General features: G+C 57.7%; 25 protein-coding genes. 9 read left to right on the top strand and 16 right to left on the bottom strand.

Annotated features, from left to right (window positions below):
* Positions 1-31: 31 nt before the first annotated feature.
* From QUE41_RS12515 to cydH, 5 genes are all read left to right on the top strand, one after another.
* Positions 32-1,735, top strand: a complete 1,704-nt coding sequence (locus QUE41_RS12515) for a hypothetical protein (protein WP_286339364.1) — start codon at positions 32-34, stop codon at positions 1,733-1,735.
* 152 nt (positions 1,736-1,887) lie between these two features.
* Positions 1,888-2,262, top strand: a complete 375-nt coding sequence (locus QUE41_RS12510; protein WP_286339363.1) for a hypothetical protein — start codon at positions 1,888-1,890, stop codon at positions 2,260-2,262.
* A gap of 80 nt (positions 2,263-2,342) precedes the next feature.
* Positions 2,343-3,278: a LysR family transcriptional regulator gene (locus QUE41_RS12505; RefSeq protein ID WP_286339362.1), complete on the top strand. Its 936-nt coding sequence runs from the start codon at positions 2,343-2,345 to the stop codon at positions 3,276-3,278.
* Positions 3,279-3,358: 80 nt separating this feature from the next.
* The gene (locus QUE41_RS12500; protein ID WP_286339361.1) at positions 3,359-3,970 is read left to right on the top strand and encodes a LysE family translocator; all 612 of its coding nucleotides are present in this window, start codon (positions 3,359-3,361) and stop codon (positions 3,968-3,970) included.
* A 124-nt stretch (positions 3,971-4,094) separates the two neighbouring features.
* Positions 4,095-4,184 (top strand): cytochrome bd-I oxidase subunit CydH, encoded by a 90-nt coding sequence (gene cydH / locus QUE41_RS12495; RefSeq protein ID WP_136853662.1) that lies wholly within the window; start codon positions 4,095-4,097, stop codon positions 4,182-4,184.
* 59 nt (positions 4,185-4,243) lie between these two features.
* Here cydH and QUE41_RS12490 read toward each other — a convergent pair whose 3' ends face one another.
* The 6 genes from QUE41_RS12490 to QUE41_RS12465 all read right to left on the bottom strand — a co-directional run bounded on the left by QUE41_RS12490 (position 4,244) and on the right by QUE41_RS12465 (position 8,262).
* Complete coding sequence (locus tag QUE41_RS12490) at positions 4,244-4,786, bottom strand: PIN domain-containing protein (RefSeq protein ID WP_286339360.1); 543 nt, start codon at positions 4,784-4,786, stop codon at positions 4,244-4,246.
* A gap of 85 nt (positions 4,787-4,871) precedes the next feature.
* Positions 4,872-5,405 carry a hypothetical protein gene (locus QUE41_RS12485; RefSeq protein ID WP_286339359.1) on the bottom strand — a complete coding sequence of 178 codons (534 nt, stop codon included), beginning with the start codon at positions 5,403-5,405 and terminating at the stop codon, positions 4,872-4,874.
* 65 nt (positions 5,406-5,470) lie between these two features.
* The gene (locus tag QUE41_RS12480; RefSeq protein WP_286339358.1) at positions 5,471-6,637 is read right to left on the bottom strand and encodes a glutathionylspermidine synthase family protein; all 1,167 of its coding nucleotides are present in this window, start codon (positions 6,635-6,637) and stop codon (positions 5,471-5,473) included.
* Positions 6,637-7,302 (bottom strand): DUF1190 domain-containing protein, encoded by a 666-nt coding sequence (locus QUE41_RS12475; protein WP_286339357.1) that lies wholly within the window; start codon positions 7,300-7,302, stop codon positions 6,637-6,639. The genes QUE41_RS12480 and QUE41_RS12475 overlap by 1 nt, the downstream gene beginning before the upstream one ends.
* A 9-nt stretch (positions 7,303-7,311) precedes the next feature.
* Positions 7,312-7,728 carry a DUF350 domain-containing protein gene (locus QUE41_RS12470; protein WP_286339356.1) on the bottom strand — a complete coding sequence of 139 codons (417 nt, stop codon included), beginning with the start codon at positions 7,726-7,728 and terminating at the stop codon, positions 7,312-7,314.
* Between the two features lie 54 nt (positions 7,729-7,782).
* Positions 7,783-8,262, bottom strand: coding sequence for a DUF2919 domain-containing protein (locus QUE41_RS12465; RefSeq protein ID WP_286339355.1), 480 nt, complete (start codon positions 8,260-8,262; stop codon positions 7,783-7,785).
* A 142-nt stretch (positions 8,263-8,404) separates the two neighbouring features.
* Between QUE41_RS12465 and QUE41_RS12460 the strand changes: the two genes are divergently transcribed.
* Positions 8,405-8,785, top strand: a complete 381-nt coding sequence (locus tag QUE41_RS12460) for a VOC family protein (RefSeq protein ID WP_286339354.1) — start codon at positions 8,405-8,407, stop codon at positions 8,783-8,785.
* A gap of 183 nt (positions 8,786-8,968) precedes the next feature.
* On the opposite strand, the gene QUE41_RS12455 is transcribed toward QUE41_RS12460, so the two are convergent.
* The 8 genes from QUE41_RS12455 to rsxA all read right to left on the bottom strand — a co-directional run bounded on the left by QUE41_RS12455 (position 8,969) and on the right by rsxA (position 18,873).
* On the bottom strand, positions 8,969-11,176 hold the full coding sequence (locus QUE41_RS12455) for a bifunctional metallophosphatase/5'-nucleotidase (RefSeq protein ID WP_502875883.1): 2,208 nt from the start codon (positions 11,174-11,176) through the stop codon (positions 8,969-8,971).
* A gap of 742 nt (positions 11,177-11,918) precedes the next feature.
* The gene (gene nth, locus QUE41_RS12450; protein WP_286339352.1) at positions 11,919-12,560 is read right to left on the bottom strand and encodes an endonuclease III; all 642 of its coding nucleotides are present in this window, start codon (positions 12,558-12,560) and stop codon (positions 11,919-11,921) included.
* 44 nt (positions 12,561-12,604) lie between these two features.
* Positions 12,605-13,297, bottom strand: a complete 693-nt coding sequence (locus QUE41_RS12445; RefSeq protein WP_286339351.1) for an electron transport complex subunit E — start codon at positions 13,295-13,297, stop codon at positions 12,605-12,607.
* Positions 13,294-13,926: an electron transport complex subunit RsxG gene (rsxG, locus tag QUE41_RS12440; protein ID WP_286339350.1), complete on the bottom strand. Its 633-nt coding sequence runs from the start codon at positions 13,924-13,926 to the stop codon at positions 13,294-13,296. Before rsxG ends, QUE41_RS12445 begins: the two co-directional genes overlap by 4 nt.
* Positions 13,926-14,981: an electron transport complex subunit RsxD gene (gene rsxD, locus QUE41_RS12435; protein WP_286339349.1), complete on the bottom strand. Its 1,056-nt coding sequence runs from the start codon at positions 14,979-14,981 to the stop codon at positions 13,926-13,928. The genes rsxG and rsxD overlap by 1 nt, the downstream gene beginning before the upstream one ends.
* Before the next feature lie 3 nt (positions 14,982-14,984).
* A complete protein-coding gene (rsxC, locus tag QUE41_RS12430) occupies positions 14,985-17,732 on the bottom strand; it encodes an electron transport complex subunit RsxC (RefSeq protein ID WP_353506848.1) in 2,748 nt (915 codons plus the stop codon).
* A 7-nt stretch (positions 17,733-17,739) separates the two neighbouring features.
* The gene (rsxB, locus tag QUE41_RS12425) at positions 17,740-18,291 is read right to left on the bottom strand and encodes an electron transport complex subunit RsxB (protein ID WP_286339348.1); all 552 of its coding nucleotides are present in this window, start codon (positions 18,289-18,291) and stop codon (positions 17,740-17,742) included.
* 3 nt (positions 18,292-18,294) lie between these two features.
* The gene (rsxA, locus tag QUE41_RS12420) at positions 18,295-18,873 is read right to left on the bottom strand and encodes an electron transport complex subunit RsxA (RefSeq protein WP_028110565.1); all 579 of its coding nucleotides are present in this window, start codon (positions 18,871-18,873) and stop codon (positions 18,295-18,297) included.
* 535 nt (positions 18,874-19,408) lie between these two features.
* Here rsxA and QUE41_RS12415 point away from each other — a divergent pair.
* Complete coding sequence (locus QUE41_RS12415) at positions 19,409-20,308, top strand: DMT family transporter (protein WP_286339347.1); 900 nt, start codon at positions 19,409-19,411, stop codon at positions 20,306-20,308.
* Positions 20,309-20,351: 43 nt separating this feature from the next.
* Here the strand turns inward: QUE41_RS12415 and QUE41_RS12410 are convergent, their stop codons facing one another.
* Positions 20,352-23,297, bottom strand: coding sequence for an EAL domain-containing protein (locus tag QUE41_RS12410; protein ID WP_286339346.1), 2,946 nt, complete (start codon positions 23,295-23,297; stop codon positions 20,352-20,354).
* A 277-nt stretch (positions 23,298-23,574) separates the two neighbouring features.
* Between QUE41_RS12410 and amrA the strand changes: the two genes are divergently transcribed.
* Positions 23,575-24,147 carry an AmmeMemoRadiSam system protein A gene (amrA, locus tag QUE41_RS12405; RefSeq protein WP_286339345.1) on the top strand — a complete coding sequence of 191 codons (573 nt, stop codon included), beginning with the start codon at positions 23,575-23,577 and terminating at the stop codon, positions 24,145-24,147.
* Here the strand turns inward: amrA and amrS are convergent.
* Positions 24,139-25,239 (bottom strand): AmmeMemoRadiSam system radical SAM enzyme, encoded by a 1,101-nt coding sequence (amrS, locus tag QUE41_RS12400; RefSeq protein ID WP_286339344.1) that lies wholly within the window; start codon positions 25,237-25,239, stop codon positions 24,139-24,141. The two genes, amrA and amrS, sit on opposite strands and share 9 nt — an antisense overlap.
* A gap of 64 nt (positions 25,240-25,303) precedes the next feature.
* Between amrS and amrB the strand changes: the two genes are divergently transcribed.
* Positions 25,304-26,086: an AmmeMemoRadiSam system protein B gene (gene amrB, locus QUE41_RS12395; RefSeq protein WP_286339343.1), complete on the top strand. Its 783-nt coding sequence runs from the start codon at positions 25,304-25,306 to the stop codon at positions 26,084-26,086.
* Positions 26,087-26,347: the final 261 nt, after the last annotated feature.

The raw sequence follows: 26,347 nt of genomic DNA, 5'->3' as shown, positions 1-26,347 counted from the left end.
ATGGCGTTAATCAGAACAGCAAGGATAGAGAATGATGAAAAAACTGGGTTTGACCGTTATTGCCGCCGCCGTGATAGCTGGAGGGGTCTACATCAATCAGACTCAAACCAGTGGCTCTGGCATCTTGGCGCAGGTTCCGGCGGATACGGTCTTTTTTGCGGCTCAGGTGACCCCCTTCCCATTGCGGGCGCAGCTGGAGCAGTACTCGGCTCCGCTGATGAGTGAGCAGGAGCTGGCGATGATGAAGCAGGAGCTGGAGGAGGTGACTCAGCCCTCGGCCCGCTTCCTGATGAGCTGGTTTATCCATTACGCAGAAACCCTGACCAGTCCGGACAGGTTCATCGAGGATTATGGCCTGGCGGATGAGGTGACCGGCTATACCTATGCGCTGGGCATGATTCCGGTACTGAAATCCAGTCTGGCCCATCCTGACAAACTGTTTGCTACCCTGGATGGCTTCGAGCAGCAAAGTGGCCAGAGTCATGAGGTGCGCACCCTGGGTGACAGGCAGGCGCGGGTTTATCCTCTGGATCTGGACGATACCGGCGAGGTGATTGAGCTTTGGGTTGCTCATCATCAGGGCGAGCTGACTCTGACCCTGGGGGCGCCTTTCGTCGGTGAAGCGCAGATCAAACAGGCGCTGGGCGTGACCCAGCCGGCCAACTCCCTGGCGGACAGTGGCGAGGTGGCTGAAATCAAGAAGCGCAACGGATTCTCCAGTGACAACCTGGGTTTCATCAACCACAAGCAGCTGGTGACCGGGCTGTTCAGCCAGGATGGCAATGAGTTCGCTCGTCAGTTGACCAAGCTCATCGACAACCCTTCCGAGGTGGTGTCTTTCCGCAACTCTGAGTGCCTGAATGAGTGGTCGGCCATTGCCGGTAACTGGTCTCGTACCTCCTTTGAAAACGACTATCGCCTGGAGAGCGGCAAGTTGGCGATGGAAGGTCAGATGGTGGTGGAGTCCAACAATGGCGTGATCATCGATGCGCTGACTCAGATGCGAGGCTTCCTGCCAGATCTGGGTCAAGGTGCCGATGGCCCGCTGCTCAGTGCCGCCCTTGGGATCAATGCGGACAATCTGCAGGCAAGCCTGACCACCATCCGCAATCAGTGGCTGGAGCAGGAATATCAGTGTCAGGCCCTGGGTGAGATCCAGGATGAACTGAAGATGATGCCGCCGGAAACTCTGGGCCTGTTCGCTGGATTCACCGATGGGGTTCAAGGCATAAGCCTGAGCATCTTTGATTATGCTCTGGATCAGCAGGGCATGAGCAACGAGATGCTCAAGAGCGTGGACATGCTGATGAGCTTCTCTGCCAAAGATCCAGGCAAGATCATTGCCACAGGCGCCGCCGCTTTCCCGCCCTTGGCTGAGGTCAACGTCGCCCCAGGGGAGAAGAAGCAGATGGACCAGGTGATGGGCCAACCTCTGCCCCAGACCATGACCGTTGAGCAGGCAGGGGAGCACCTGCTGATCTATTCCGGGGCCAAATCGGAAGCGGTGGCCCGAAACTTGGCCAGTCAGCCCGCAAACCCCAATGGCCTGTTCTCCATGGTCATGGACTATCGCCGTGCCCTTGAGCCCATGATGCAGTTGCTCAGTGCCATCGAGCCTGAAGCCGCTGCCGAATTGGCAACCTACAGTGAGATGGATGCCAGGTTGATCATGGAGATGGACGTAGACAGCCGCGGCCTGGTGTTGAGCTACGATCAGCAACCGACACAGCGTTAGATCCAGTCTTAGGCTCTGTGGCCTGGTGTCTACAAAATCGACATCAGGCCACAAAATTTTTCACTTTACTGTCGAAAAACCACAAGTAAGATCGGGTGGACTGATGGCCACAGCCGAGTGTGGTCTCACCAGAGGAAAATGTGGAGCCTATGATGACCAGTAAACAATTTCTCACCTTTCACAGCATTGTCTATGGCTTCTTTGCCCTGGCGCTACTGCTGATACCCCTCCAGCTCTGGCCGCTGTATGGGCTGGAGATCGCCGACGGCGATGCCCTGTTTCTGTCGCAGCACAACAGCATCTTTCTTGGCGGCCTCGCGGCGTTGACCTGGTTGTTGCGGGATCTGACCCAGCCCGACACCCTTAAGCGGGTGCTCACCGGCATCTTGATCACCAACCTGTTCGGAGTCGCCATCACCCTGTATGCCAGCGTCTTGGGTGTGTTTTCCGGTTTTGGTTGGAGCGACCCGGCATTCTTCACCCTGCTGGCTGTGATGAGCCTGATGCAGTTACAGAGACTGGATTAACCCCGCCGCCAACCCGGTGGTTTGTCACCGAAGGTTTTTGGGGTATATAGGGGGTTCGGATGTCGGCATCGGACCCTTTCATGCGTCATAATCTCAATCAGCTCAGAGTGCTGAGCGTGCTGCTTCATACCCCTAACCTGACCCGGGCAGGAGAGGCACTGCACATGACCCAGTCGGCGGTCAGCAAGACGTTGGCTCAACTGCGCGACGACTTTCAGGACCCCTTGCTGATTCGTGACGGTCAGCGGTATCTGCTCACCCCGCGAGCCGAGGAGCTGAAACAGGTTCTTCCTGAAACCTTGAAACAGCTTGAGGGTTTTTATCAGCCTCCCGCCTTCGACCCGGCCCAATGCCAGCGCACTTTCGTGTTTGCCTCCTCAGACTATGTGGCCCAGTTCATCTACCCCTTTATCGCCGCCGAGGTGGCGCGTCAGGCCCCAGGAGTGACCTTGAAGTATCGCTTGTGGCAGCGGGAGCATCTGCACCGGCTGGCGGACCTGCCCATCGACCTGGTCTCGACCATACTGGAGGAACAGGAGGTGCCCGACAGCCTGAGCCACTGGCCCGGCGGGGAAGATGGACTGGCGGTGCTACTGAGGCGGGATCACCCCCTGGCGACAGGGGAGCTGACCCTGGAGGGGTACCTGGACAGTCGCCACCTGTTGGTGAGCGGGGGAGGGGATAAAGACACCCCGGTGGACCGTCACCTGGCAACCCTGGGTCAGCAGAGGCAGATCTGGGCCGAAGTGCCTTTCTTTCAAGCTGCCGTCGGCATTTTGTGTCATTCCGATGCCCTGTTGACCACTCCACTGCACATCGGCGTACAGCTGGCCGAAAGCGTCCCCCTGACGGTTCGCCGCCTGCCCTTTACTCTGGCCAGGCAGGGGTATCGCATGTTGTGGCACCAGAGGTTTGATCAGGACCCGGCCCACCGTTGGTTTCGGCAACTGGCCCAGCCGCTGCTGGAGGGGCACCTGCGCCGTTATGTGGCCAATGGGCATGAGCATTTGGAATGATTGTGATGAGTAGATATCTCTTTGTGGCATCTCTGACGCGGATTATGCTGGTGTCATTGACGTTCAGATAGGAAAGAGCAATGAGTTTTACCACCTGGCTGCCCCTGGCCACCATCTGCGTACTGGGTGCCATCAGCCCGGGTCCGAGCCTGGCCCTGGTGATCAACAATACGGTGCAAAGGGGCACCGCCACCGGCCTCAATACCGCCATCGGCCACGGCCTGGGCGTGGCCCTGTATGCGCTGATCACCGCCATGGGCCTTGGGCTGATGATAAGCCAGACCCCCTGGCTGTTTCAGGGGCTGCAGTACGCCGGCGCCGCCTTCCTGCTCTATATGGCCTTTAACATCCTGAGAGCCAAACCCGCCGTGGAAGCCGACGAGCCTAAGGCCCATAAGAGCCGGTTTGTGGGCTTTGGTGGTGGCTTTATGGTGGCCTTCCTCAACCCCAAGCTGGCGATCTTCTTCCTGGCCCTGTTCAGTCAGTTTGTCCGTGAAGATCTGACCCTGAGTGACCAGTTGGTGATGATGGCCACCGCCGGCGGCATCGATGCCTTGTGGTATGCCGCCGTCGCCTTGGGCATCGGTCGCACTGGCTTGCTGGGCTGGCTCAAGTCCAACGCCCTGTGGGTGGACCGAGCCAGTGCCCTGATCTTCATCGCCCTGGCCACCGCGGTGGTGCTACGCAGCTGAAGATTTTTTCGATTAAAGTGAACAAGATTATCAGTGTGATCCAGATAACAGATGTGATTGAGCTCACTTGAGTCACCCACCACAGGGCGTAAGCTGGTGTCAACCGTTGTTGAGCTAAGGAGTGATGTTGATGGACACTAACCTGAAATTCGCGCTGGGCGCCGTTGTGGGCTCTCTGGGCATGATCGTGGTGCTGGCTTCCTTTATCTTCTAAGGAAGGCCAAAACCGAACAAAGCCGCCTCTTTGGCGGCTTTGTTGTGTCTGGGGCTGGCTCAGTTGTACTGAATGTTGTCGCCGGAGAGCCGGATGACCTTGTCGGCGATCAGTTGCTGAAACTGATTCTGAATGGCGACATCGTTCCCCTGGATTTTCATATGAGCGGCAATGTGGTTTTTCAGGGTGGCGATGGTTTTCGGCCGCTTGTTTTTGGGGATTGAGATCAGCAGTTGCAGCATCTTGTCTGGATTAAGCGGGGCCGTGCTTACGCGGACCTGGTTGCATTGGCGTCCATTGCTGCGGATGTGGGCGACCAGAGGGGTAAAGCCGTTGTCATTGCTGATCACATCGAAGGCGATATTGGGGGATTCCAGAGCATCAAACTTGCCCAGGTAATAGCTCAGGTGAAAGTCCAGATTGTTGGATTGAACCTCCTGAACCTGGACCAGAGTCAATTCAATGGGAGAGTGGTATCGCTGGGAGCCGAGATCCACTTTGGGCTGCTTGGCGCCAAGGAGCAGCACGACTCGGTCGTAGGCACTGAGATCCACTTTATCCAGATTGCCGATGTTCTCATAATCGATGAATGCCCACTTCATGCTCACCTCCCTGTGGCCCAGAGTCTCCAGTCAGTAAGCATGGTACAAAGCCGGTAATTCAACAAAGTATGCCCGGTCAGCGGATCTATTTCAGTTCGGTGCCATTGAGTGTTTCGATGTGCGAATCGATGGCCTCCAGGTTCGAAACACCGTTTGCTTGGCGTTCCCTATCGCTTTTCGCACTGCGGTCAAACGGCTCCAGCGTCCAGCTGCCGGTGAACCTCTGCTGAGTGCCCCATACCTGAGGCTTTCCCAGGCTGTGCAGGTACCTGTCCTCTGCGGCGCAGGCCAGCCATCGTGCCTCCATAAAGCCAGGCTCAAGTCTTACCGCCTCCAGGGCCAGGGTATGCGCTCGGCGGTAGTGTTCGCTGCGACTGCCATGCTGAAAGATCACTGCGGCATGGTAGTACTCCTTGGCCTGGGTGAGTCTGTTGTTCTCTAGCAGGGCCTGGACCGACTCCAGGCGCTGCTGGTCCCTGTAGTAGCTGTAGGCGCCGCTTTGTTTGTCCTGCTGATCTTCCAGATAGAGATCGTTCAGGGTTTGGGCCAGGGAGTTTGCCTGGGCAGCACTGGCAAACAGGCCAACGAGGGCCAGCAGTGCAATTGAGATCCTTCTCATCCATCGCATCCTAAAGTGAGACGGGTAGGAAACAGCCCCCGGGAGTCACCCTCAGGGGCTGGTGTTCAGGGCAGGATGATATGGGGCACGAAGCGGGAGAGGTCCTGAGTGATCAGGCTTGAGTCCTCCCGAACCGAGATGCCGGCGGCTTCATCGCCTACCAGCCAGGACCCAATCAGGGCGTAATCCTCGCCAAAGCGGGCCAGGGGGTGGAATGCCTGATAGATGATGCCCTCCTCACCGTAGGGCCCGTCACTGTCCGCCACCGCCTGGCCCCCTTCGAGAATGCGGACATTGGCACCTTCTCTGGAGTAGATGGGTTTCTCTACCAACTTGCTTTCACCGGCCAGGTGGAGCTCATCGGCGAAGTAGGCGGGCAGCAGGTTGGGGTGGTTGGGGAACAGTTTCCACAACATCGGCAGCAGGGCCTTGTTGGAGAGCACCGACTTCCAGCTTGGTTCCAGCCAGCGGGTCTGGCTCTTGTTCAGATGCTGGCCGAACTCTTCTCTGAGCATAAACTCCCAGGGATAGAGTTTGAAGGCGGCATGAATGGGGCGATCCTGGCCATCCACAAAGCCACCCTGGGGCGTCAGGCCGATCTCTTCGATGAAGGTGAAGCAGGCGTCGAAGCCCGCCTCTTCGGCGCAGTCCTGAAGGTATTGAACTGTGCCTCTGTCCTCGTCCGTATCCTGACAGCAGGCGAAATGCAGTGGCACCGGAGGCCAGCTCTTCTTAAGCTCGGCGAAGCGTTCAATCAGCTTATCCTGGATGCTGTTGTACTGGTCGCTGCCGGGGGCCAAGGTGCCGTCTTTGAGGCGGTCCTCCAGCCACAGCCACTGAAAAAAGGCGGACTCATACAGGCTGGTGGGGGTGTCGGCGTTGTTCTCCAGCATTTTGGCCGGGCCGTTGCCGTCATAGGCCAGGTCCATACGGGCATAGAGGGAGGGGTCTCTCAGGCGCCAGGAGCGGGCGATCATCTCCCAGTGCTCCCTGGGGATGGCGAACCTGGTCAGCAGTTCCTCGCTGGCCATCACCTTGTCCACCACCTCCAGGCACATCTGGTTCAGCTCGGTGGTGGGATCTTCCAGATCCCGTTCTATCTGCTCCAGGGTGAAGGCGTAGTAGCGGCTCTCATCCCAGTAGGGCTCGCCATACATGGTATGGAAGTTAAAGCCGTAGCTTTCGGCCTGGCTCTGCCAGTGGGCTCTGGGGGAAATGAGTTCTCGACGCATCAGCCGCCCCAGCCCCTGGAACTGCTCTTGGTGCTGCTTCTGGCTTGAGTGGATTTCACCCGGGCAATCTTGCCGAAGCCGCCCCTTTGGGTCACCGTGGTGGCCTTCTTGGGGGTGAAGTTGTTGGGGGAGGTGCGCACCACCCGGTCGTTGGCCCGGCCGACAGTATCGCCGGCGCCGGTCACCAGCTTGCCGTACATGGGGGAACGGGCGTTCTTGGAGCTGTAGAGTGGCGCCGAGCGGTACTTGCGGGAGGAGCCGCTCAGCATACTGCCCATCATGTAGCCATACATCATCGGCATAAACCAGCCTCCACCGCCACTGCTTTCGGCGTACTGATCGCCATCGGCCAGGGAGCCGGCGAATTCACCGCCGCCCATGCATTGATCGGCACCAAACTCCAATTCGCAGTCGGCCAGGGAGTTGAAGCGTGGGGCGGTTTCCTCGGCCAGAGCCATGGCCTCGCCAAATACGTCCCGGCACAGCTGCTCCTGATCCGGATTGACCAGGATGCACTCCTCCGCCGTTTTGTAGACCTGGGCAGTTTCCTGCTTGGGGGCGGGGCTACAGCCGGACAACATCAGGGAGACGCTGACCGCGGCGGCCGTCGGTGCCGTGGCCTGTTTCTTAAATCTCGGGGAGAGGACAGAACGACTTCGTTTCACAATCTGCTCCTAGTAGCTCATGCAGGCCGCATTGAGCAGGCCCACACAGATGTTAATGGCAGCCAGCACGATGGCGGCGGCAATGTTGTTTTGTTCGATTTTTTCCACCAGGCCGGGAAGGATCACCAGTCTTACTACGGTGAAGGCCAGCAGTTGGGCCACCAGGGCAACACCTGCCCAGAGGACGTAATCCACCAGAGAAACTGAGTTGGCCGCCGCAGCAGCCAGGGCCAGGGTAAAGCCGATGAGGGCGCCACCGATGCCGATGCCGGCCGCCTGATTTTGCTCCTGTTTTACCAGTCCCCATTCATCGTAGGGGGTCAGGGCAGAGTAGATCACCTTGAACAGGGCGATCAGGGCCAGGCCAATCACCAGATAGGTAAAGAAGGGGCCAATTCCGGCAAGAGAGTCAGTCAGCATATCCATATGTGTATCCAGTTGGTCGAAACGGTCATTGTAAACAAAAGGTTGGGCCAGGTGCTAACCCCGGGTAACCCCGTGGCTCAGGACATGAGCACCATCAAAATAGTCCCCGATTCTGCGGCTCTTCAAAAGGTACCAGCCAAACCAGAAACTGGCTAACAGCGGCAGGCTCTGATAGAGGCCGATCTCCCCCCGAAGGTGCAGAACGCCAGACAACTGCAGACTGAGGTCAGCCAGCCAGTTGGCCAGCAGCAACCAGCGGCCATGACGCCACAGGGTCGCAAGGGCAGGGTGTTTGTCGCTTTTGAGTCGGCCGCAGATCATCAGGACGATAACAGGTAATCCCGAGCCCAGACCCAGGTAAAAATGGTGAGTATCAGGATAAAACAGCGCCAGAATATCTGAGCCTGTGGTTCGGCTGGCGGCGGCGATGGCCAGCAGCAGCCAGGTTCGGGCAAAAAACGCCAGCAAAAGATAGAGCCAGACTGGCGCCTTAAGGCTGCCGTGCTGGTCGTATGCGTGGATAGGGTAGTTCAATTGGCTGACTCGTTGCTGGCTCTTGGGTATGGAGTGGGGGCGCCAGTAAGGTTTTTCAATAGTAAGAATATAAGTGAATGGAATATGAACAGGGGATGACAACGGACTATGATTGGTTCGACCTGTTTGGCAAGGATGCACTATGAAACCCAGATTCGAAGGGGGCAGCACTCTGTTGGTGCGCATCCCTCCCCACGAATTCACCCAGACCCTGAGCTTCTACCGCGATATCCTCCAGCTCGAGGAGGACGTGAATTTCTGCAAACCCTCACTTGGCGCTCACGCGTTTTGCTTCGGCGCACTCCGATTGGTTCTGTGTGAAGTGGATTGCATTAGCCGCACAGAGATCTGGCTGCACCTGGCCACTGCGGATGAAGCGGACGCCGCCTTTTATCTGGCTCAGCACGGTGTGGTGCGCCGTGACGAGATTGCGCCTCTGCCGGATGGGGATAAGGGGTTTTGGATCAGTGCCCCGGGAGGATTGATTCACCTGGTCAGCAATCTGGGGAACCGCATGGACTAAGTGGCGGTATTCGTCCCATTGTCTTTGCCGCCCTGAGCCGTTCCACGAAGGTGTGGCCGTCCGCTTCTGCCGATTCTCAGCTTTCAAGTTCCACTTTTTCTCAAAGTGATGCCCAAGGACGACGATGAAAAAAGCCCCACAGTGCTTCTGGCACCATGGGGCTTTGACAAGTCGTTGATGGACTTATGGGGTCACAGGAGCCACGAACTCGCTGATGACACTCAGGTTTTGGATTCTGCGGTCATCGGCAGGGGCAGTATCCGCAATGTCGAAGCCGTTGGCGGCATCGGCATAGTTTGCCAGGAAGTACTCAGCAACCGCATCCTGTTCGCCACCGGTGTAGCTGAAGTCAGATTGAGCACCGTTGTCACAGGAGGTCAGGACAGGGAAGTCTGGCAGGTCGTTGTCATCCGCATCGGGGTCACCGAAGCCAACAGAGCTGTACAGCTGTCTGCGGTTGGTGGACTGGTCAGCAAAGGGGTACTGGTCACCACCGTTGGCCAGGAAGTTCAGAGTCACAACCTGGTAGGTGTCGGCAGCAGCAGCCTGGGCTTCGCCTGCGGTGTACAGGGCGGTGTCAGGGATGTTGTTGTCGTCGGTATCAACCCAAAGGTCGGTGATACGGGAACCGGCTTCCAGTGCAGGATCAAAGCCGAAGGAGATGCCGCCCACTTGCGGGAACTGACCCGGAGTTGCACCAGCGGCTGTGGCTGCTACGCCATGCTCCAGCAGCGCCTTAAGCTGAGCGCCAGTCACATCAACAACCACCAGGCCGTTGTCGAAACGCAGGGTGCTGCGCATGTGACCTTCACTGACATCACCAGGCTTGGCCGTTTCCAGACCATCGTTGAATGGAGGGAAGAACTCGGTAGTCAGACCTGTGGTCACAGCGTTACCGATTTCAGCACGGATACCGCCGCCGTTTCTCAGCGCCAGTACATTGGTCAGTTCGGTGCACTGCTCTGCATAGGCGATCATGGCGTCGGAGGTCAGGTTACCCAGGTTGGTTTCCTGAGTGCGCACTTCGCCGCGACGTCCTTCCAGGTACACGTCGGTGTGGCCGATGACGTTGTTAAACTGGCTGGAGATCACCCCTTGAAGGGCATCACGGGTCTCAATGACGCGTGCGTTCCTGACGCCGTCTACGAGATTGACGTTCTCTTCGGTACTGGCCCAGGAGCCATTGAGGTTCTTGTCCAGCAGGCTGGGAATGACGTGGCCAGCTTTATCGAACGCAACAACCAGACGGCCCAGATACTTGTAGTCACCGTCAACGTTCACAACCAGAGTGGGGTTGCCGTCGGCGTCGGTGGTCTGGAAAGGATAATCCTCGGCAAACTCGGTGTCACCGGGGAACAGGGTGTCAGTGGAGTCACCCATGCGGGTGTTGGAACCACCGGCGACAATGATGTCGACATTCTTCAGGGCACCGGCCAGAGCCTTTTCGATGCTGATCTGCTGCATATGTGCAACGACAACGATCTTGTCGATGCCGGCATCGGTAAGGGCATCGATGGTGGGCTGCAGGGCAGCAGCAAGTTCAGCGATCTCAGAGGTGCTGCCGGCGATGGTCAGGTCACCGGTGGAGGTGATGTTAGGCAGGTCTGGGGTGGAGGCGCCAACAATACCCACTCGCTCGCCGCCGAGGCGAACGATGGCGCTGCCGGCAAACTTGCCACCCAGCAGGCTGGCGTCTTCGCCATCTTGGCCGATGATGTCGGTGAAGTCTTCGTCGGCACTGAAATCTACGTTAGCGGCCAGATAGGGGAACTGGGTGCCTGGGAAGGTCACGCCGTTCTTGGACTCACTGGAGGTTGCGTCAACCAGTTCGCCTGGGCCCTGGTCGAGGTCATGGTTGCCCAAGGCAGTGGCAGCAACACCAAACTCGTTCATCCACAGGTGGTCCACATGACCGGGCTCGTTGCTGCCGGTGATGGCGCGTACGTCGCTGTTTTCTGCAGCAAACCAGCGAGGGCCCGCAATGACGTTGTCGCCAGAGGAGAGCACCAGGGTATCCAGGCCGTATCTTTCGTCATTACGGAAGCCGTCAACCAGAGCGGAGAACTCGTCTACGGTGTCCAGTGCGGTGGCTTCATTGCCATCGATATCGGCGAAGTGCAGCAGCTGTAACCAGAAGCCGTCTTCTTCACACAGATAACTGGTGGAGTTGATCTCGCCACTATCCAGAGTGCCATTTCTATCGGTATCCACGCCGCTGTCGATTCGCACGCCGCCAAATGTGCATTGGTCGGTGCTACCGATCTCTGTCTGAGTAACCAGCGAATTAAGACCGTCATTGCCGTCGTCACCGTCACATGCAGTTAACAATAGCGTGGAAGCTATGACAGCAGTAGCGATGGGACTAAGCTGCCAATCTTTAAGACTTCTCATAACGAACAACCTTTTACAGTGAAAATTGAAGGTAAAGTAACAAACAATGTAAAGGGGGTAAATTAGCGGGCGGGGTTGTTTTGCAATTGGTGTTTTTGGTTAAGAGTTTATTAAAGTTTGCGCTCTGCATAACTATGCGCTTGTGAATTTTCCGTCCGATTTTGAAGGTTAGAATGGGCAGGGTTTTGGTCTATCTTGTTGGCGATTCTCTATGCGAAAAACGGCATAGATAACGCAAATGTTAAAAGGGAGCTTTAGTACAAAAAAATTGAAACTTTTACAAAAAAGTTCGTCTTCGGTTCAAAGAACATACTGCAGGCAGTCATGGCGATCGGGTGTTGGCTTCGAGGCAGGGGCGGACGGAGTGAGCACTGCAATTCAGCTAAGCTACCGAGTGGCAATAAGTAAGAGTAACGTGCTGAGTGAATGGATGAGCGGAAGGCCGGTGCCATCAGGTTCAAACCGCCTATCAGGCCATACAGGCCATACAGGCCATACAGGCCCAACCTGGGTGTGAGATCCTGCTCATCCTTGCCTTATCTTCTGTGAGCTGCGGGGAATCTGAGCGGCTTAAGTGTATTGCTCGAGTGATTTAATTAATTTTTTATAACGTTTTTATTGTTTGCTTAATTGGCTGGCTCTTCATACGAGACCGGATCGAGAATGACGCGCTTTCGCCTGTAAAATAGCAACGCAAACGTTGTTCGCAGATAAAAAAGCCGGACTGTGTCCGGCTGGGTGATTATTCCTCTGGGTAGACCTTTTCCTTAAATTCGCACAGGTCCTCGATGATGCAACTGCCGCACCTGGGTTTGCGAGCCAGGCAGGTGTAGCGTCCATGAAGAATCAGCCAGTGGTGCACGTCTACCTTGAATTCCGCAGGCACCACCTTCAACAGTTTCTGCTCCACCTGATCCACATTTTTGCCCATGGCAAACTTGGTGCGATTGGACACCCGGTAGATGTGGGTGTCCACGGCAATGGTGGGCCAGCCAAAGGTGGTGTTCAGCACCACATTGGCCGTCTTGCGGCCGACCCCAGGCAGGGCTTCCAGGGCTGCTCTGTCCTCGGGGACTTCACCACCATGCTTATCCACCAGGATCTGTGCCGCCTTGATGACGTTCTCCGCCTTGGTGTTGTACAGACCTATGGTCTTGATGTACTCCTTTACCCCTTCTGCGCCCAGATCCAGCATCGCCTGAGGCGTGTTGGCGGCGGGGAAGAGGTGGCGGGTAGCCTTGTTGACGCTTACGTCGGTGGCCTGGGCGGACAACGCCACCGCCACCAGCAACTCATAGGGGGTAGAGAACTCCAGTTCGGTAGTGGGGTGAGGGTTGTTGTCCCTGAGCCGGGTCAGGATCTCCAGCCGTTTCTCTTTATTCATTATGTGTTTGCGTTCCCTGTTCAGAGCCTGTGTGCGCTGCCGGATCAGTTGGTGACCCGGGCACGCTCAATCTTAACGGCTTCCTTTTTCTGGGCAAAGGCCGACTCGACCTTGTCATTCATGGCGTTCTTGGCTGCGATGAGCAGGCCCATGGCAATAAAGGCACCTGGAGGCAGCAGGGCCAGCAGGAAGGGGCTTTGCACCTGCCACAGCTCAATGCGCAGGGCGGTGGCCCAATCCCCCAGCAGCAACTCGGCGCCATCGAACAGGGTGCCCTGACCCAAAAGTTCACGCACCCCGCCCAACAGGCACAAGACCAACAGGAAGCCCAGAGACATCATCAGGCCATCGAAGGCGGCGTGAGCCACCGAGTTCTTCGATGCGAAGGCTTCCGCCCGGCCAATGATCACGCAGTTGGTTACGATCAGAGGCAGGAAGATCCCCAATGACAGGTAGAGGCCATAGGCATAGGCGTTAACCAGCAGCTGCACGCAGGTCACCAGGGCGGCGATGATCATCACGTAGATGGGGATGCGCACTTCATCGGGAATCCCTTTGCGCAGACCGGCCACCAGCATGTTGGAGGCGATCAGCACGACCATGGTGGCCAGCCCCAGACCCAGGGCGTTGGTCAGGGTATTGCTCACCGCCAGCAAGGGACAGAGTCCCAGTAACTGAACCAGACCAGGGTTGTTCTTCCACAAGCCCTGCCAGGCGATCTCTTTGAGTTGGCTCATCGTTTCTCTCCACACTGGGGGGCAGAGGGGATCTCTTCTTTAAAGCGGCGCACGTAGTTCAGGGTGTTGCGCACCGCCTTGGTGTAGGCGCGTGGGGTGATGGTGGCGCCGGTAAACTGATCGAATTCACCGCCATCCTTTTTGACGCTGATGCGCTTGTCCTTCTCATCCTTCAGGCGATACCCGGCGAAGCTCAGCACCCAGTCAGACTTGCGCAGTTCGATGCCATCGCCCAGCCCGGGGGTTTCCTTGTGACTCAGGGTGCGAACCCCCAACAGATTTTCATTCCAGTCGATGCCCACAATCAGGTGAATATCACCGTTGTAACCATCGGGGGCCGTGGTCTCCATGGCCAGGCCCACAGGGCGCCCCTCTTTGAGTGCCAGAAAGGCGCGCTGAGGCTCCTCTGTGCCCAGGTACTGGTGACTGGTGATCAGGTGACAGCTTTGATGCAGAGGGATGTCGTACTCCTCGGCAGGCAGAATCTGGTGCAGGGTTTTCAGCAGCTGCTTTTGCTGCTGCTCGTAGATCCTGTCTTCGGTCAGTTGATGGGTCACCGCCACCAGGGCGGTGGCCGCCATGCCAAACAGCGCCAGCACCAGGCCATTACGTTTCATGGAGTTCAGCATCAGAGGCTCCCGTGTCCGTAGGTGCGTGGTCGGGTGTAGTGGTCAATCATAGGCGCACACATGTTGGCCAGCAGTACGGCAAAAGCAAAGGCGTCGGGGTAACCGCCAAAGCTGCGGATGACGAACACCAGCACACCGATGATGGCACCAAAGATCAGCCGGCCCTTGGGGCTGCTGGCGGCGGTAACCGGGTCGGTGGCGATGAAGAAGGCACCAAACATGGCCGCACCTGAGAACCAGTGGAACATCAGGCCGCCGGTGCCGTCGGGGTGCAACATGGTGCCGAGAATGGCACTGAGCCCCAGGGCAAGCAGCACGGATACCGGGATCTGCCAGCGAATCAGTTTCTGCTGGAGCATGATCAGCCCCCCCAGCAGGAAAGCGGCATTCACCCAGACCCAACCTACGCCGAGATTATCCACGAAGATGGGTTTGGAGAAGCTCTCTCCGGCGGTCAGACCCAGGGTCAGATCGGTTTTGAGGGTGTCCAGAGGTGTGGCCATGGTGACCCCGTCCACACCCACAGCCAACTGGCTAATGGTCAGTTCCAGGCTGTTGCTGCCCAGGAAGATCATCTGCAGAGAGTCGCCGAAACTCAGGACATTGGCAGCCAGAGCCTGAGGGGGCATCCAGGCGGTCATCTGTACAGGGAAGGAGATCAGCAGGGCCACATAGGCGACCATGGCGGGGTTGAACAGGTTCTGGCCCAGTCCGCCATAGAGCTGTTTGGCCACGGCAATGGCGAACAGGCTACCCAGAACCACAATCCACCAAGGGGCCAGGGAGGGCATGCAGATCCCCAGCAGCAGACCGGTCAGCACAGCGGTGTAGTCGCCAATGGCGCTGCTCACCGAACGGCCGCGCGCCACCATAAACAGCGCTTCCACCAGCACGGCAACGGTGATGGCCAGGGCTATCTGTATCAGATTGCCCCAGCCGAAGAAGTACCACTGGGCGGCAACACCAGGCAGGGTGCACAGAGCCACCCTCTGCATCACCTGATGGGTCTTGGTATGCACTGTGGCATGGGGGGAGGAGGCGATCTTAAAAGCCATCGTTTACTGCTCGTCCGTTCTTGAGGCAGCATCTTGCTGCGCGTGTTCTTTAGCTGCGGCTTGCTTGGCCTTCGCCTTGGCAATGGCCCGGGCAACCGCGGCTTTTCTGGCATCTTCGGCACTGGCCTCGGAGTCTGGAGACTGGGTGTCAGCTGTCTCGCCCTGGGGTTGTTGCTCGCCGGCTTGCTTGGCTTTGGCCTTGGCGATGGCAGCGGCCACCGCGGCCTTGCGCTTGTCCTCCGCCGGGGCGGGCTCTGTTTGTTCACCCTGGGCGGCGGCTTGTTTGGCTTTGGCCTTGGCGATGGCGGCAGCCACCGCGGCCTTGCGCTTGTCCTCGGTCGGGGCGGGCTCTGTTTGTTCACCCTGCTCGGCGGCCTGTTTGGCTTTGGCCTTGGCGATGGCGGCGGCCACCGCGGCTTTGCGCTTGTCCTCGGCCGGGGCGGGCTCTGTTTGTTCACCCTGGGCGGCGGCTTGTTTGGCTTTGGCCTTGGCGATGGCGGCGGCCACCGCGGCCTTGCGCTTGTCCTCGGCCGGGGCGGGCTCTGTTTGTTCACCCTGGGCGGCGGCTTGTTTGGCTTTGGCCTTGGCGATGGCAGCGGCCACCGCCGCCTTGCGCTTGTCCTCGGCCGGGGCGGGCTCAGCTTGTTCGCTTTGAGCGCCGGCCTGCTTGGCTTTGGCCTTGGCGACGGCTGCGGCGACTGCTGCCTTGCGCTTGTCTTCGGCCGGGGCGGGCTCAGCTTGTTCGTTTTGAACGCCGGCCTGCTTGGCTTTGGCCTTGGCGATGGCAGCGGCCACAGCGGCCTTGCGCTTGTCTTCGGCCGGTGCGGGCTCAGCTTGTTCGTTTTGAACGCCGGCCTGCTTGGCTTTGGCCTTGGCGATGGCAGCGGCGACTGCGGCTTTGCGCTTGTCTTCGGCCGGTGCGGGCTCAGATTGCCCATTCTGGTCGGCAGCTTGTTTTGCCTTGGCCCTGGCCACTGCGGCAGCAACCGCAGCTTTCTTCGGATCCTCAGTTTGAGACGCCTGGGCGTCGCGCTTGGCTTTGGCTCTGGCGACCGCGGCCGCTACGGCATCCTGACGTGAATCTGGGGCTGGAGTTTCTTCTCCGCTTTCCGCTTTCTGAGCCTTGGCGGCGCGGGCCTGGGCTTTCCGTTGGGCGCGCAGTGCCGCCATATCCTGCTCGCCACTCTTGTGTTCCTCTGTGGCCTCAGGTTTGGCTTTCTTGATGCGTGCCAGGGCCGCCTGGACCGCGTCGCTTTCTGGAGCCGGCGTGGTGCCACGGCGTCTGGCGGAGGCAGCCTTGTGGCGATTCTCGCGCTCCTGTTTCTCCGCCTCGAGGCGTGCCTGTCGGGCTTCGAAGCGGATCTTGGCGGCCTCCGCTTTTTGTTGTTTCTGCTCTTCGTGACGGATGGCGGCCTTGGCCACTCGGTAGTACTGCACCAGTGGAATGTCTGATGGGCAAACATAGGCGCAGGCGCCGCATTCGATGCAGTCACGCAGGTTCAGCGCCTGGGCCTTATCCAACTCCTTGGCTCGCGCATGCCAATACAGCTGTTGTGGCTGCAGCTGTGCCGGGCAGGCTTTGGCACACTCTCCGCAGCGGATACAGGCCAGCTCTCTGGCGTGGCCGGGCAGCTCTTTGCGGCTGGGCACCAGGATGCAGTTGGTGGATTTGATCACCGGTGCCTTGAGGCTTGGCAGGGTAAAGCCCATCATCGGCCCCCCCATGATCGCCTTCTGACCAAACAGTTGAGGCTTAAATCGGGTGTGCTCCAGCAGCCAGTCTATGGGTGTCCCCAGACGAACCCAGTAGTTGCCGGGCTGTTTACTGCGCTCGCCGGTCACGGTCACCACCCGCTCAATCAGTGGCTCGTCATTGAAGATGGCGCGCTTGATGGCGAACACCGAACCGACATTCTGCATCACCATGCCCATCTCAGCTGGGATGGTGCCAGTGGGCACCTCACGACCAGTGAGCACCTGGATCAGTTGTTTCTCACTGCCAGAGGGGTACTTGGTCGGGATCACCCGCACCAGCAGTCGCTTGGGATCGAACTGGCTGTTCTTGATCGCCTGCTCCATGGCGGCGATGGCCTGAGGCTTATTGTCCTCGATGCCAAACAGAATGCGTTTGGGGCTCAGCAACTTGTCCAGAACCCGCAGCCCTTGAACGATCTCCGCGGCAAACTCGCGCATCAGGGTGTCATCGGCGGTAATGTAGGGCTCGCACTCAGCGGCGTTGATCAGCAGCACCTCGATAGGCTTGCGAGGCGCCAGCTTGATGTGACTGGGGAAGGTGGCACCGCCCAATCCGGCAATGCCGGCCAGGCGGATCTTCTCCAGGATCGCCTCCTGGCTCAGCTCATCCAGGGACTTGATTGGGTGGCGCTCAAACCATTCATCCTGGCCATCGGCACGCAGTGTTATGGTCAGTTCTTTTAGGCCCGAGGGGTGGGCGGCGTCCCAGTCGCCGATGGCTTCGATGGTGCCTGAAGTGGGAGCGTGCACAGGCAGGCTCATGGCGCCTTGTGCTTGAGTCAGGGGCTGGCCACGCTTGACCGTGTCACCCACTTTGACCAGCAGGTTGCCCGGTTGGCCGATGTGTTGGCTGACCGGAACATAGAACAGTTCCGGCAGGGGCAGCAAATCGATGGGCGTCTGGTTGGACTGCTCCTTGTTTTCCGGTGGGTGGATGCCTCCAGGAAAACTCCAGAGTTTGCCGCTGTCGATCTCTTCAATCAGGGTCTGAATCATTCTTTACTCACTCCACCTCGGTGACCGCGATGCGGTTCAGATCCCAGTTCCAGTTCTGTTTGGTGGTCTTCACTGGAATCATGTCGATGCAGTCGACGGGGCAGGGGGCTACGCACAGATCGCAGCCGGTACAATCTTTGGCAATGACGGTGTGCATCTGCTTGCCGGTGCCAACAATGGCATCTACCGGGCAGGCTTGAATGCACTTGGTGCAACCAATGCACTCCTCTTCGCGGATATAGGCCACGCGCTCAACCTGCTCTCCGCCTTCCAGAGGCTCGGGTTCGACCCCCATCAGATCCGCCAGCTTCTGGATGACGGCATCACCACCCGGAGGGCAGAGGTTAATGGGGGCCTGGCCAGAGGCTATCGCTTCCGCATAGGGGCGACAGCCAGGATAGCCGCATTGTCCGCACTGAGTCTGCGGCAGGGTGTTGTCAATCTGTTCCACCACGGGGTCCGATTCCACTTTGAAGCGGATGGCGGCATACCCGAGGGCCACACCAAACACCAGGGCAAGCCCGGCGAGTACAAAAATGGCGATTAAAATACTGCTCATCGTTTATTTCACCAGCCCGGTAAAGCCCATAAAGGCCAGGGACATCAGACCGGCTGTAATCATTGCAATGGACGCGCCCTTGAAGGGAGCGGGGACATCGGCGGCGGCCAGCCGTTCTCTCATGGCGGAGAACAGCACCAACACCACAGAAAAACCTACGGCAGCACCGAAGCCGTAGATCAGCGAGCCAAACAGATCGTGCTGCTCCTGAACATTCAACAGGGCGACACCCAGCACCGCACAGTTGGTGGTGATCAGCGGCAGGTAGATGCCCAGCACCCGGTACAGAGAGGCGCTGGTCTTACGCACCACCATCTCGGTGAACTGAACCACCACGGCGATCACCAGGATAAACGCCAGAGTGCGAAGGTACACCAGGTCGAAGGGGATCAGCAGGTACTGGTTGATCAGATAGCTGCACAATGAAGCAAGGGTCAGGACGAAGGTGGTGGCCATGGACATGCCGATGGCGGACTCCACCTTACCCGATACCCCCATAAAGGGGCACAGACCCAGGAATTTCACCAGAACGAAGTTGTTCACCAAGATGGTGCCAACCAGTAACAGCAGATACTCTGACATGGAAATGAGGCTCGGATTACATTTAGCCCCCTATTATCGGTAATTGATTGGTCATAAACAACTGAGGAGCAATGGGGTTATTCACAGAAGATCGTCTAATAGCGACTTCGGTGGATATATTGAGCAGCTTCGCTTCGTTTTCAGTAGCTTGCACTGCCCTTTTTCTGGGCACTGTGGGCAAAAAGGCCCCGGCAACGCTGGCGCACCCTTCTGAAATGGCACCGCAGTGGCGAGATGTGGCGAGCAGGTAAAAGTTTTGCTGTTGGGGAGTGAGTCCAGATAAAGGGAACTGTTAAGCGGGTCACGTAATTGAGTTTTCACAGAAAAATGCTGCTTATGAGTGAACAGTCGTCGGAACTGCGCTGTTTTTAGATTTTCAGTGACTCCTGCTCCCTAGTTATGCGCCCGCGCCGAATGGCTAACAGTCGGCGTCAGGAATGGCCCGCGCTCTGGGGTGCAAATGTCATCGGGAATCTCTAAGATGTGCGCGAATTTGGACCTTAAGTTCAAACCCTGATGTGACTGTGGAGAGGATGTGAAAGGAAGAGTTGCCGAATGTGCACTGGTGTTTGCCATGGTGCTGTGGGCCAGCAGTTTTATTGCCCTGAAGCTGGCGTTTGTGAGTTATGACCCCTGGACGGTGATTGCCGGCCGTATGTGGGTGGCAACCCTCTGCTTTCTGGTGATGTGGAAGCGGGTGATGCGCTTCGAGTATCGAAGCGGTGACTGGAAGGTACTGTTGATTCTGGTGGCGGCCGAACCCTGCCTCTATTTTATACTTGAGGCCATGGCGCTTCAGTACACCAGTGCCGGCCAGGCGGGCATGGTGACCTCCCTGGCACCTCTGCTTACCGCAGTGGTGGCCTTTATCTTCCTGAAAGAGCGCCTGAGTCGCATCGCGGTGTTTGGCCTGAGCATTGCCATTGGTGGTGTACTGATGCTGGGCACCGACGGACATGGTTCCGACGCGGCGCCCAACCCCATGCTGGGGAATGCGCTGGAGTTTGGCGCCATGCTCTGTGCGGCCATCTGCAGCGTGTGCCTCAAGCACCTGAGCAGTCGCTACTCGGCACTGACGCTGACGGCGTTGATGTCCTTCGCTGGCCTGATTTTCTTTACACCGCTGGCGATGACTTTGGGCAACCCCTGGCACTGGGACCATCAGGGGGTGACCGCCATCGTATTCCTCGGAGCCTTTGTCACCCTGGGAGCCTACCTGCTTTACAACTATGCCATTGCTCATATGCCGGTGACCCGTGCTGCCAGTTTCGTCAACCTTATTCCGGTCTTCACCCTGGTGCTGGCCTACCTCATTCTCGATGAGCGCATGACCATGGTCCAGTTGGGCGCTTGTGCTCTGGTGATGGTGGGGGTAGGCGTCAGCCAGATGCGCAGCCGCAAAGGCTCTGCACAGGCTGCCGAGCAGCTGGGATAAGGCGAACCCTTGCAATCAGGGGAAGCCGGTGGCTTCCCCTTTTCTATGCCTGAATTTTGGAGGGGCTGTCAGTCATCCACTGCTGCAGCTGCTCTGCGGGCATGGGGCGGCCGTACAGGAAGCCCTGGAAGATATGGCAGCCCATCAACTCCAGCTGCACCCTTTGCTGCTCGGTTTCTATCCCTTCGGCGATGACCCCAAGGTGCATGTGCTGGCCGATGGCAATCATCGACTCCAGCAGCGGCTGGCTGGTGCCTTGGGTCAGCTCATCCACAAAGGACTTGTCGATCTTAAGCTCGTCCAGGGGCAGATCCTTAAGATAGGCGAGAGAGGAGTAACCGGTACCGAAGTCATCCAGGGAGATCTGGAACCCTGCTCGGCGTATCAGCTTAAGTTTGCTAATGGTTTCAGGTACATCCTGGAGTAGGGCAGACTCCGTAAGCTCCAGAACAAAGCGGCTGGGGTCGACGGCGGTCTGCTCCAGTTGAGTCATCAGTTGCTCCACAAAGTCGTTCTGGGCGAATTGCCAGGCAGACACGTTGATGGAGATTCGTTTGGGGCAGCAGCCCTGAGCTTGCCAGAGAGCCGCCTGCTTGAAGGCGGCGCTAAACACCCAGGCACCCAGCTTCAGGATCAGCCCGGTCTCTTCGGCAATGGGAATGAAACAGGCGGGAGAGATGGGGCGGCCATCCGCTCTGTTCCAGCGCAGCAGGGCCTCGACGCCGACCAATTCGCCACTGCTGCGGATTTGAGGTTGGAAATGCAGCTCGAATCCGTCGTGCTCCAGGGCGTCTCGCAGGCCCCTCTCTATCTGGATACGATCGTTGATCTTGTCCTGGAGCTCGGAGCGGAACACCACGTATTGATGACGGCCATTGTTTTTGGCCTGATACAGGGCGATGTCGGCGAATCTCAGCAGATCCAATTCGGTGGGCCTGTGGGTCGGCAGATCATCAGGGTAGAGCACCACACCTATACTGCATCCGGCATTGAGCAGTCTGTCGCCCACCTGGAGTGGTTTGGTCATCAGGGCGATCAGCCTGTCTGCCATCTCCCTGGCCTGAATCTCCTCCTGATCGGGTTCACAGCACTGAACCACCACAAATTCGTCACCGCCCATACGGGCGACAAAGATGGAGTCATCCAGGTGCTCTCTCAGTCTTCGCCCTACGCCCCGAATCACTTCGTCACCCACATCATGGCCCAGGGTGTCATTGATGGTCTTGAAATGATCCAGATCCAGCAGATACATGGCGGCACCTTTGCCCTGGGTTCGGCAGTGCTCCAGGTTGTTCCTCAGGTGCTCGTGCAGCAATGCCCGGTTGGGCAGGCGAGTCAGGTAGTCCTGATAGGCCATCTGCCTCATGCTGGACTCGGCGCTCTGCCTCTGAAGCTCCGCGCCTGCCCTGGCGGCGAAGATCTCCAGTATCTCCTGCACCTGATTCACCTGTGTTAGGGGTTTGGTGTCCACCACTACCATGATGCCGATGGGCTGATTGTCGGGGTCGTGGATCGGAGTACCTATGTAGGACTCGATGCCAAGGTCTTGAAGGATCAGGTCCTCAGGAAAGAGTTGCTGCACATGGCTTTCGTAGACGCAGGTTTGTCGTCCCACCACGTTCTCACAGGGTGTGTCGGCAAGGTCATAGGTGAAGTTCTCAATAATCTGACCGTCGGAACAGATGGCGTAGGTGGTGATCTGATTCCAGCTGCCTTTATGGGTTTGCAGTCCGATAAAGGCCATTTTGGCGTTAAACAGCTTGGCCATGGTCAGCACCAGGTTGTCGAAGAACTGGCTGCCGTAGCTGTCAGACAGCCCTCGAGCGATCTCCCTGATGGCGGTTTCAGCGTTGTATTCGTTGGTGACGTCGATGTGATAGATCACCACACCCAGGGTGGCGCCATCGTCTGAACGAAGCGGATAGGCTCTGAACTTCAGCCATCTTGTCCTGTCGGGTACCAGTCCGCCGTACTCTTTGCCCTGTTCCAGTCGCAGGGTGGCGAAATCTCGGTGTTCCCCCTCGGGCAGATCAGCGAAATAGATTTCGAGATCCAGATCTTGGAGTTCTAACAGATTGAGCAGAAAGTCCTGTTCGTCATCGCACAGGTCTCGTTTCCAATAGCGACGACTCGCCTGATTGGTCTTGATCACCCGACCATTCAGGTTCAGCACCTGCATGCAGGCAGGGGCCTGATCCAGCACGATATCCCACTGGGGATTTGCTGGCGGCGAATCCAATACAGACGAAGACGAACTGTCTTTGTCGGAGGTGGGTTGAGCCTGCTCTCGGACCACGGCTTGTGACATCAGCAAGGCCATCATGAACAGGCTCAGGCCTGAGGTGTCCAGCCAGTACAGCAGGGGGGACGCCAGCAGCCACTCACCGGCGAGGGTGAGAGTTGGAAGCGCCAGGGCACAGGCCAACAGCGTTGCCGGCTGACGGCGTCCACTTTGGCGCATGGCTGAGCAGCGGGACCAGCCCCAGCCCACCAGGCCTAGCCCCAGGGCCAGTGCAACCAGGCCTGAGTCACCCGGTGCGCCTCTGAGCATATAGACGGTTTGCCCCCAGGGAAGCAGGGCGGGCTCGTAGGAAACCTGGGAACCGATGCGCAGGGGCAGGGGCCCCTGCATGTTGGCCAGAAACAGACCGGCGCACGCGATACTCAGGCCAATGGCCCAGGGGTGTATCCGTTTTTGGCGGCTGTAGTAGGCGATGAACAGAAACAGACTGATTAACAGAAAAGGGAGAAGCGCCGTCTGGCACTTCATCACCGTACTTTGTAGCGCCAGATCTGAGCTGGGCATAATGTAGGCGTAGCAAAGCTGCTGACCCGCAATGCATAGGGTCAGGGCAACAAAGGCCAGCCGTTCCCGCCAGACCAGTACTCGTGATTTTAGAGTCAGGATCTGCCAGGCAATATAGAGGGACACTCCGAACGACCCAATACTCAACAGCTCGGTCAGGGGATGGCTGCTCGTCTCTATCATGGTTCGTGGTCTGCCTTTCGCATTGTCGAATACGATTTCGGCTCAGTGTAACAACAAGACAACATTATCGATAGGGACAGAATTCGTTATAAATCCGGTCAAGCCAGGGTAAAAACACCAGTGGTAGCAGCGGCGGTGGAGAGTGGAGGTTGTGTCAATGTTAACGGGCCTGGTCTCGGCGGATGACATTGGGCATTCAGCTCGCCAGGGGCTTCACAGCCATTGCCGATGGCCACAACCGGCGGCTGGCGTCATACTGATTCTTAAGGAGGAGAGAATGGAATCGCTGACTCAAAAGCAGAAATCTACCCTGCTCACTCTGGCGCGACACGCAATCGCAAGGCGGTTGGGAATCTCCGTGGGTAAGATGGACATTGAGCATTCAACCTTGAACCAAGTGATGGCCTGCTTCGTCACGCTCAAGATTGGTAATGAGCTCAGGGGGTGTGTCGGAACCCTGGAGCCTCGCCATCCTTTGTGGCAAGGCGTTCAGCGCATGGCGGTTGCAGCGGCGTTTGACGACAGCCGCTTCTCAGCATTGACACTCGATGAGTGGCCTGAGATTAGGCTGAGCATCTCCATATTGACGCCGTCTGAACCTCTGACGGTGTCCAGCGAGACTGAGCTTTTGCAGAGCCTGAGACCAGGTCTGGATGGACTCACTCTGGAATGCGGTCGATATCATGCGACCTTCCTGCCCGCAGTTTGGGAGTCACTTCCAGAGCCAAAGGATTTCGTGGCGCAGCTCAAGCGCAAAGGAGGGTTGGCTCCGGAGTTTTGGAGCGATGAGATTCGCTGGTATCGATACCATTCCATCAGCTTCAGCGAAACCGACGCGGCTTCAGTCTAGTGCACCGGTCATTCTCACGGGAATCCGTTGGCGGCCAAAGTGACCGGGTTCAGGCCGAAACACTCCGGGTATTTTGTGATGGCAGTCGGGACAACGTCCCTGCTGCAGCTTCCATTGCTCCAGCCGGTACCAGTCGCGCCTGATAAGAGGCTTGCCACACCCAGGACACCAGGTGGTGTCACCGGCCTGGTCGTGAACATTCCCCGTGTAGACATAGTTCAGGCCCGCCTCAAGAGCGATCTGCCTGGCCTTGACCAATGTGGCTTTCGGGGTGGGGGCCTTCTCCAGCATATGAAAGTCCGGGTGGAAGGCGGAAAAGTGAATGGGTACTTCAGGACCCAGGTTGTCTGCTATCCATTGGCACATGGATTCAATCTCTTTCGCAGAGTCATTTTCATCGGGAATGAGCAGATTGGTCAGTTCCAGCCAGACGTTTGTGTCCTGCTTCAGGTAGATGAGGGTGTCCAGTACAGGTTGAAGCTCACCATGGCACAGCTTTCGATAGAAACGCTCTGTGAACCCCTTCAGGTCCACGTTGGCGGCATCCATATGCTGGAAGAACGCCTCTCTGGGTCGTTCATCGATATACCCTGCCGTCACCGCAACCGACTTGATCCCCAGTTCATGACAGGCCATGGCCGTATCCACGGCATACTCCATGAAGATCACCGGGTCATTGTAGGTAAAGGCCACGCTGTCGCAGTGGTGGGCACGGGCTGTCTTGGCCAGTTGAGAGGGGGAGGCTTTATCTGCCAGGGTATCCCATTGGCGAGACTTGCTGATGTGCCAGTTTTGGCAGAACTCACAGCTTAGGTTGCACCCTGCGGTACCAAAGGAGAGGACTGACGTACCCGGAAGAAAGTGATTGAGCGGCTTTTTCTCTATGGGGTCGATGCAAAATCCACTGGAGCGTCCATAGCTGGTTAGGACTATGGCTCCGTCGCTGTTGGCCCTCACATAACAGGCGCCGCGCTTGCCTTCGCGCAACTGGCAGTGCCTCGGGCAAAGGTCGCACTGAACCCGGCCATCTTCCAGGGGATGCCAGTAAAGGGTCGGGTGTACTCCCCCAAGGGAGGCGTTGGGCTTATCCATAAGGAAACTTCGCCGTTTTGACGTACTCTTAAAAGTATACCTCTCAGGCTGTGAGGAGGGAGTCATGAATGTACGTCCTGCTGCGGTATCAGGCAGTTTCTATCCTGCCGATGCAATGGTGTTGGATCAGCAGTTAATTGACCTGGTCCAGCCCACTTTTGCCCTAGGTGTTCCCAAGGCGATCATCGCCCCCCATGCCGGTCTTCAGTATTCCGGCGCCGTTGCCGGCCACCTTTATGGGTCCATGGAAGCTGTGGCGCCGCGAATCACCAGGGTCATTCTGCTGGGCCCCAGTCACAGAGTCGCTTTCGACGGTTTGGCACTGCCCGAATCCGATGCCTTTGCTACCCCCCTGGGTGATCTCGAGCTGGACGCCGCATGTTGTGAGCACCTGGCTGAGATGGAAGGGGTGGAGATTCGACAAGATGCCCATGCCAGGGAGCACTCCCTGGAGTTGCAACTGCCGTTCATTCAGCACTGCTTCAAGAAAGCCAAGCTGGTGCCTCTGGTGGTGGGTGATGCGTCCGCGTCCTTGGTGGCCAAAGTGTTGAAGCGAGTCTGGGGAGGCGATGAGACCCTGATTGTGGTCAGTTCAGATCTCAGTCATTTCCTCGATTACGATCAGGCAAAGAACAAAGATGGTCTCACCTGCCGCCAGATTGAAACCCTGCATGGGGGGCTTCATGGTGACCAGGCTTGTGGTTGCCGGGCAATTAATGGATTGGTGCTTCTGGCCAAAGAGAGAGGCATGCAGATTCGTCGAGTCGAGTACCTGAACTCCGGCGACACCGCAGGTGACAGAGAGCGGGTGGTGGGGTATGGATCTTTCGCGATCTATGAAGCCTGACTAGGCAATCCAAATCTGCCGTCTTTGATGGCCTCGGCGGGCGCCAAGAGGCGTCCGCTGTCTTAAAGCCGAGTGGGTTGATTAGTTTTAAACCCATGATTCTTAAATTCTGTTTCTAAAAAATCCCTCTTGGCTACTTGCTGCTCAAACAGTTGCTGAAACCGAAAATTTTAGTGCACTTTGGTTGACTCGGGACGCAGTGGGTTTTATTATGCGCCCCGCTTTCAGGGAACGGCAATCGCCATCAACTGAAGGTGCAAA

This window comes from Ferrimonas sp. YFM, assembly GCF_030296015.1.
In the GTDB taxonomy this organism is placed as follows: Bacteria; Pseudomonadota; Gammaproteobacteria; order Enterobacterales; family Shewanellaceae; genus Ferrimonas.
Note: the sequence above shows the minus strand (reverse complement) of the source record. Positions and strands in the feature narration are given on the sequence as shown.

Excerpts from the sequence above, each read along its gene's own strand:
- rsxG (WP_286339350.1), bottom strand. The coding sequence starts at position 13,926 with ATGCTGAACTCCATGAAACGTAATGGCCTGGTGCTGGCGCTGTTTGGC.
- rsxC (WP_353506848.1), bottom strand. The coding sequence starts at position 17,732 with ATGATTCAGACCCTGATTGAAGAGATCGACAGCGGCAAACTCTGGAGT.
- QUE41_RS12515 (WP_286339364.1), top strand. The coding sequence starts at position 32 with ATGATGAAAAAACTGGGTTTGACCGTTATTGCCGCCGCCGTGATAGCT.
- QUE41_RS12445 (WP_286339351.1), bottom strand. The coding sequence starts at position 13,297 with ATGAGCCAACTCAAAGAGATCGCCTGGCAGGGCTTGTGGAAGAACAAC.
- rsxD (WP_286339349.1), bottom strand. The coding sequence starts at position 14,981 with ATGGCTTTTAAGATCGCCTCCTCCCCCCATGCCACAGTGCATACCAAG.
- QUE41_RS12505 (WP_286339362.1), top strand. The coding sequence starts at position 2,343 with ATGCGTCATAATCTCAATCAGCTCAGAGTGCTGAGCGTGCTGCTTCAT.
- QUE41_RS12485 (WP_286339359.1), bottom strand. The coding sequence starts at position 5,405 with ATGAGAAGGATCTCAATTGCACTGCTGGCCCTCGTTGGCCTGTTTGCC.
- rsxA (WP_028110565.1), bottom strand. The coding sequence starts at position 18,873 with ATGTCAGAGTATCTGCTGTTACTGGTTGGCACCATCTTGGTGAACAAC.
- amrB (WP_286339343.1), top strand. The coding sequence starts at position 25,304 with ATGAATGTACGTCCTGCTGCGGTATCAGGCAGTTTCTATCCTGCCGAT.
- QUE41_RS12455 (WP_502875883.1), bottom strand. The coding sequence starts at position 11,176 with ATGAGAAGTCTTAAAGATTGGCAGCTTAGTCCCATCGCTACTGCTGTC.
- QUE41_RS12460 (WP_286339354.1), top strand. The coding sequence starts at position 8,405 with ATGAAACCCAGATTCGAAGGGGGCAGCACTCTGTTGGTGCGCATCCCT.
- nth (WP_286339352.1), bottom strand. The coding sequence starts at position 12,560 with ATGAATAAAGAGAAACGGCTGGAGATCCTGACCCGGCTCAGGGACAAC.
- QUE41_RS12470 (WP_286339356.1), bottom strand. The coding sequence starts at position 7,728 with ATGGATATGCTGACTGACTCTCTTGCCGGAATTGGCCCCTTCTTTACC.
- cydH (WP_136853662.1), top strand. The coding sequence starts at position 4,095 with ATGTTGATGGACACTAACCTGAAATTCGCGCTGGGCGCCGTTGTGGGC.
- rsxB (WP_286339348.1), bottom strand. The coding sequence starts at position 18,291 with ATGAGCAGTATTTTAATCGCCATTTTTGTACTCGCCGGGCTTGCCCTG.
- QUE41_RS12490 (WP_286339360.1), bottom strand. The coding sequence starts at position 4,786 with ATGAAGTGGGCATTCATCGATTATGAGAACATCGGCAATCTGGATAAA.
- QUE41_RS12410 (WP_286339346.1), bottom strand. The coding sequence starts at position 23,297 with ATGATAGAGACGAGCAGCCATCCCCTGACCGAGCTGTTGAGTATTGGG.
- QUE41_RS12510 (WP_286339363.1), top strand. The coding sequence starts at position 1,888 with ATGACCAGTAAACAATTTCTCACCTTTCACAGCATTGTCTATGGCTTC.
- QUE41_RS12500 (WP_286339361.1), top strand. The coding sequence starts at position 3,359 with ATGAGTTTTACCACCTGGCTGCCCCTGGCCACCATCTGCGTACTGGGT.
- QUE41_RS12480 (WP_286339358.1), bottom strand. The coding sequence starts at position 6,637 with ATGCGTCGAGAACTCATTTCCCCCAGAGCCCACTGGCAGAGCCAGGCC.
- amrS (WP_286339344.1), bottom strand. The coding sequence starts at position 25,239 with ATGGATAAGCCCAACGCCTCCCTTGGGGGAGTACACCCGACCCTTTAC.
- amrA (WP_286339345.1), top strand. The coding sequence starts at position 23,575 with ATGGAATCGCTGACTCAAAAGCAGAAATCTACCCTGCTCACTCTGGCG.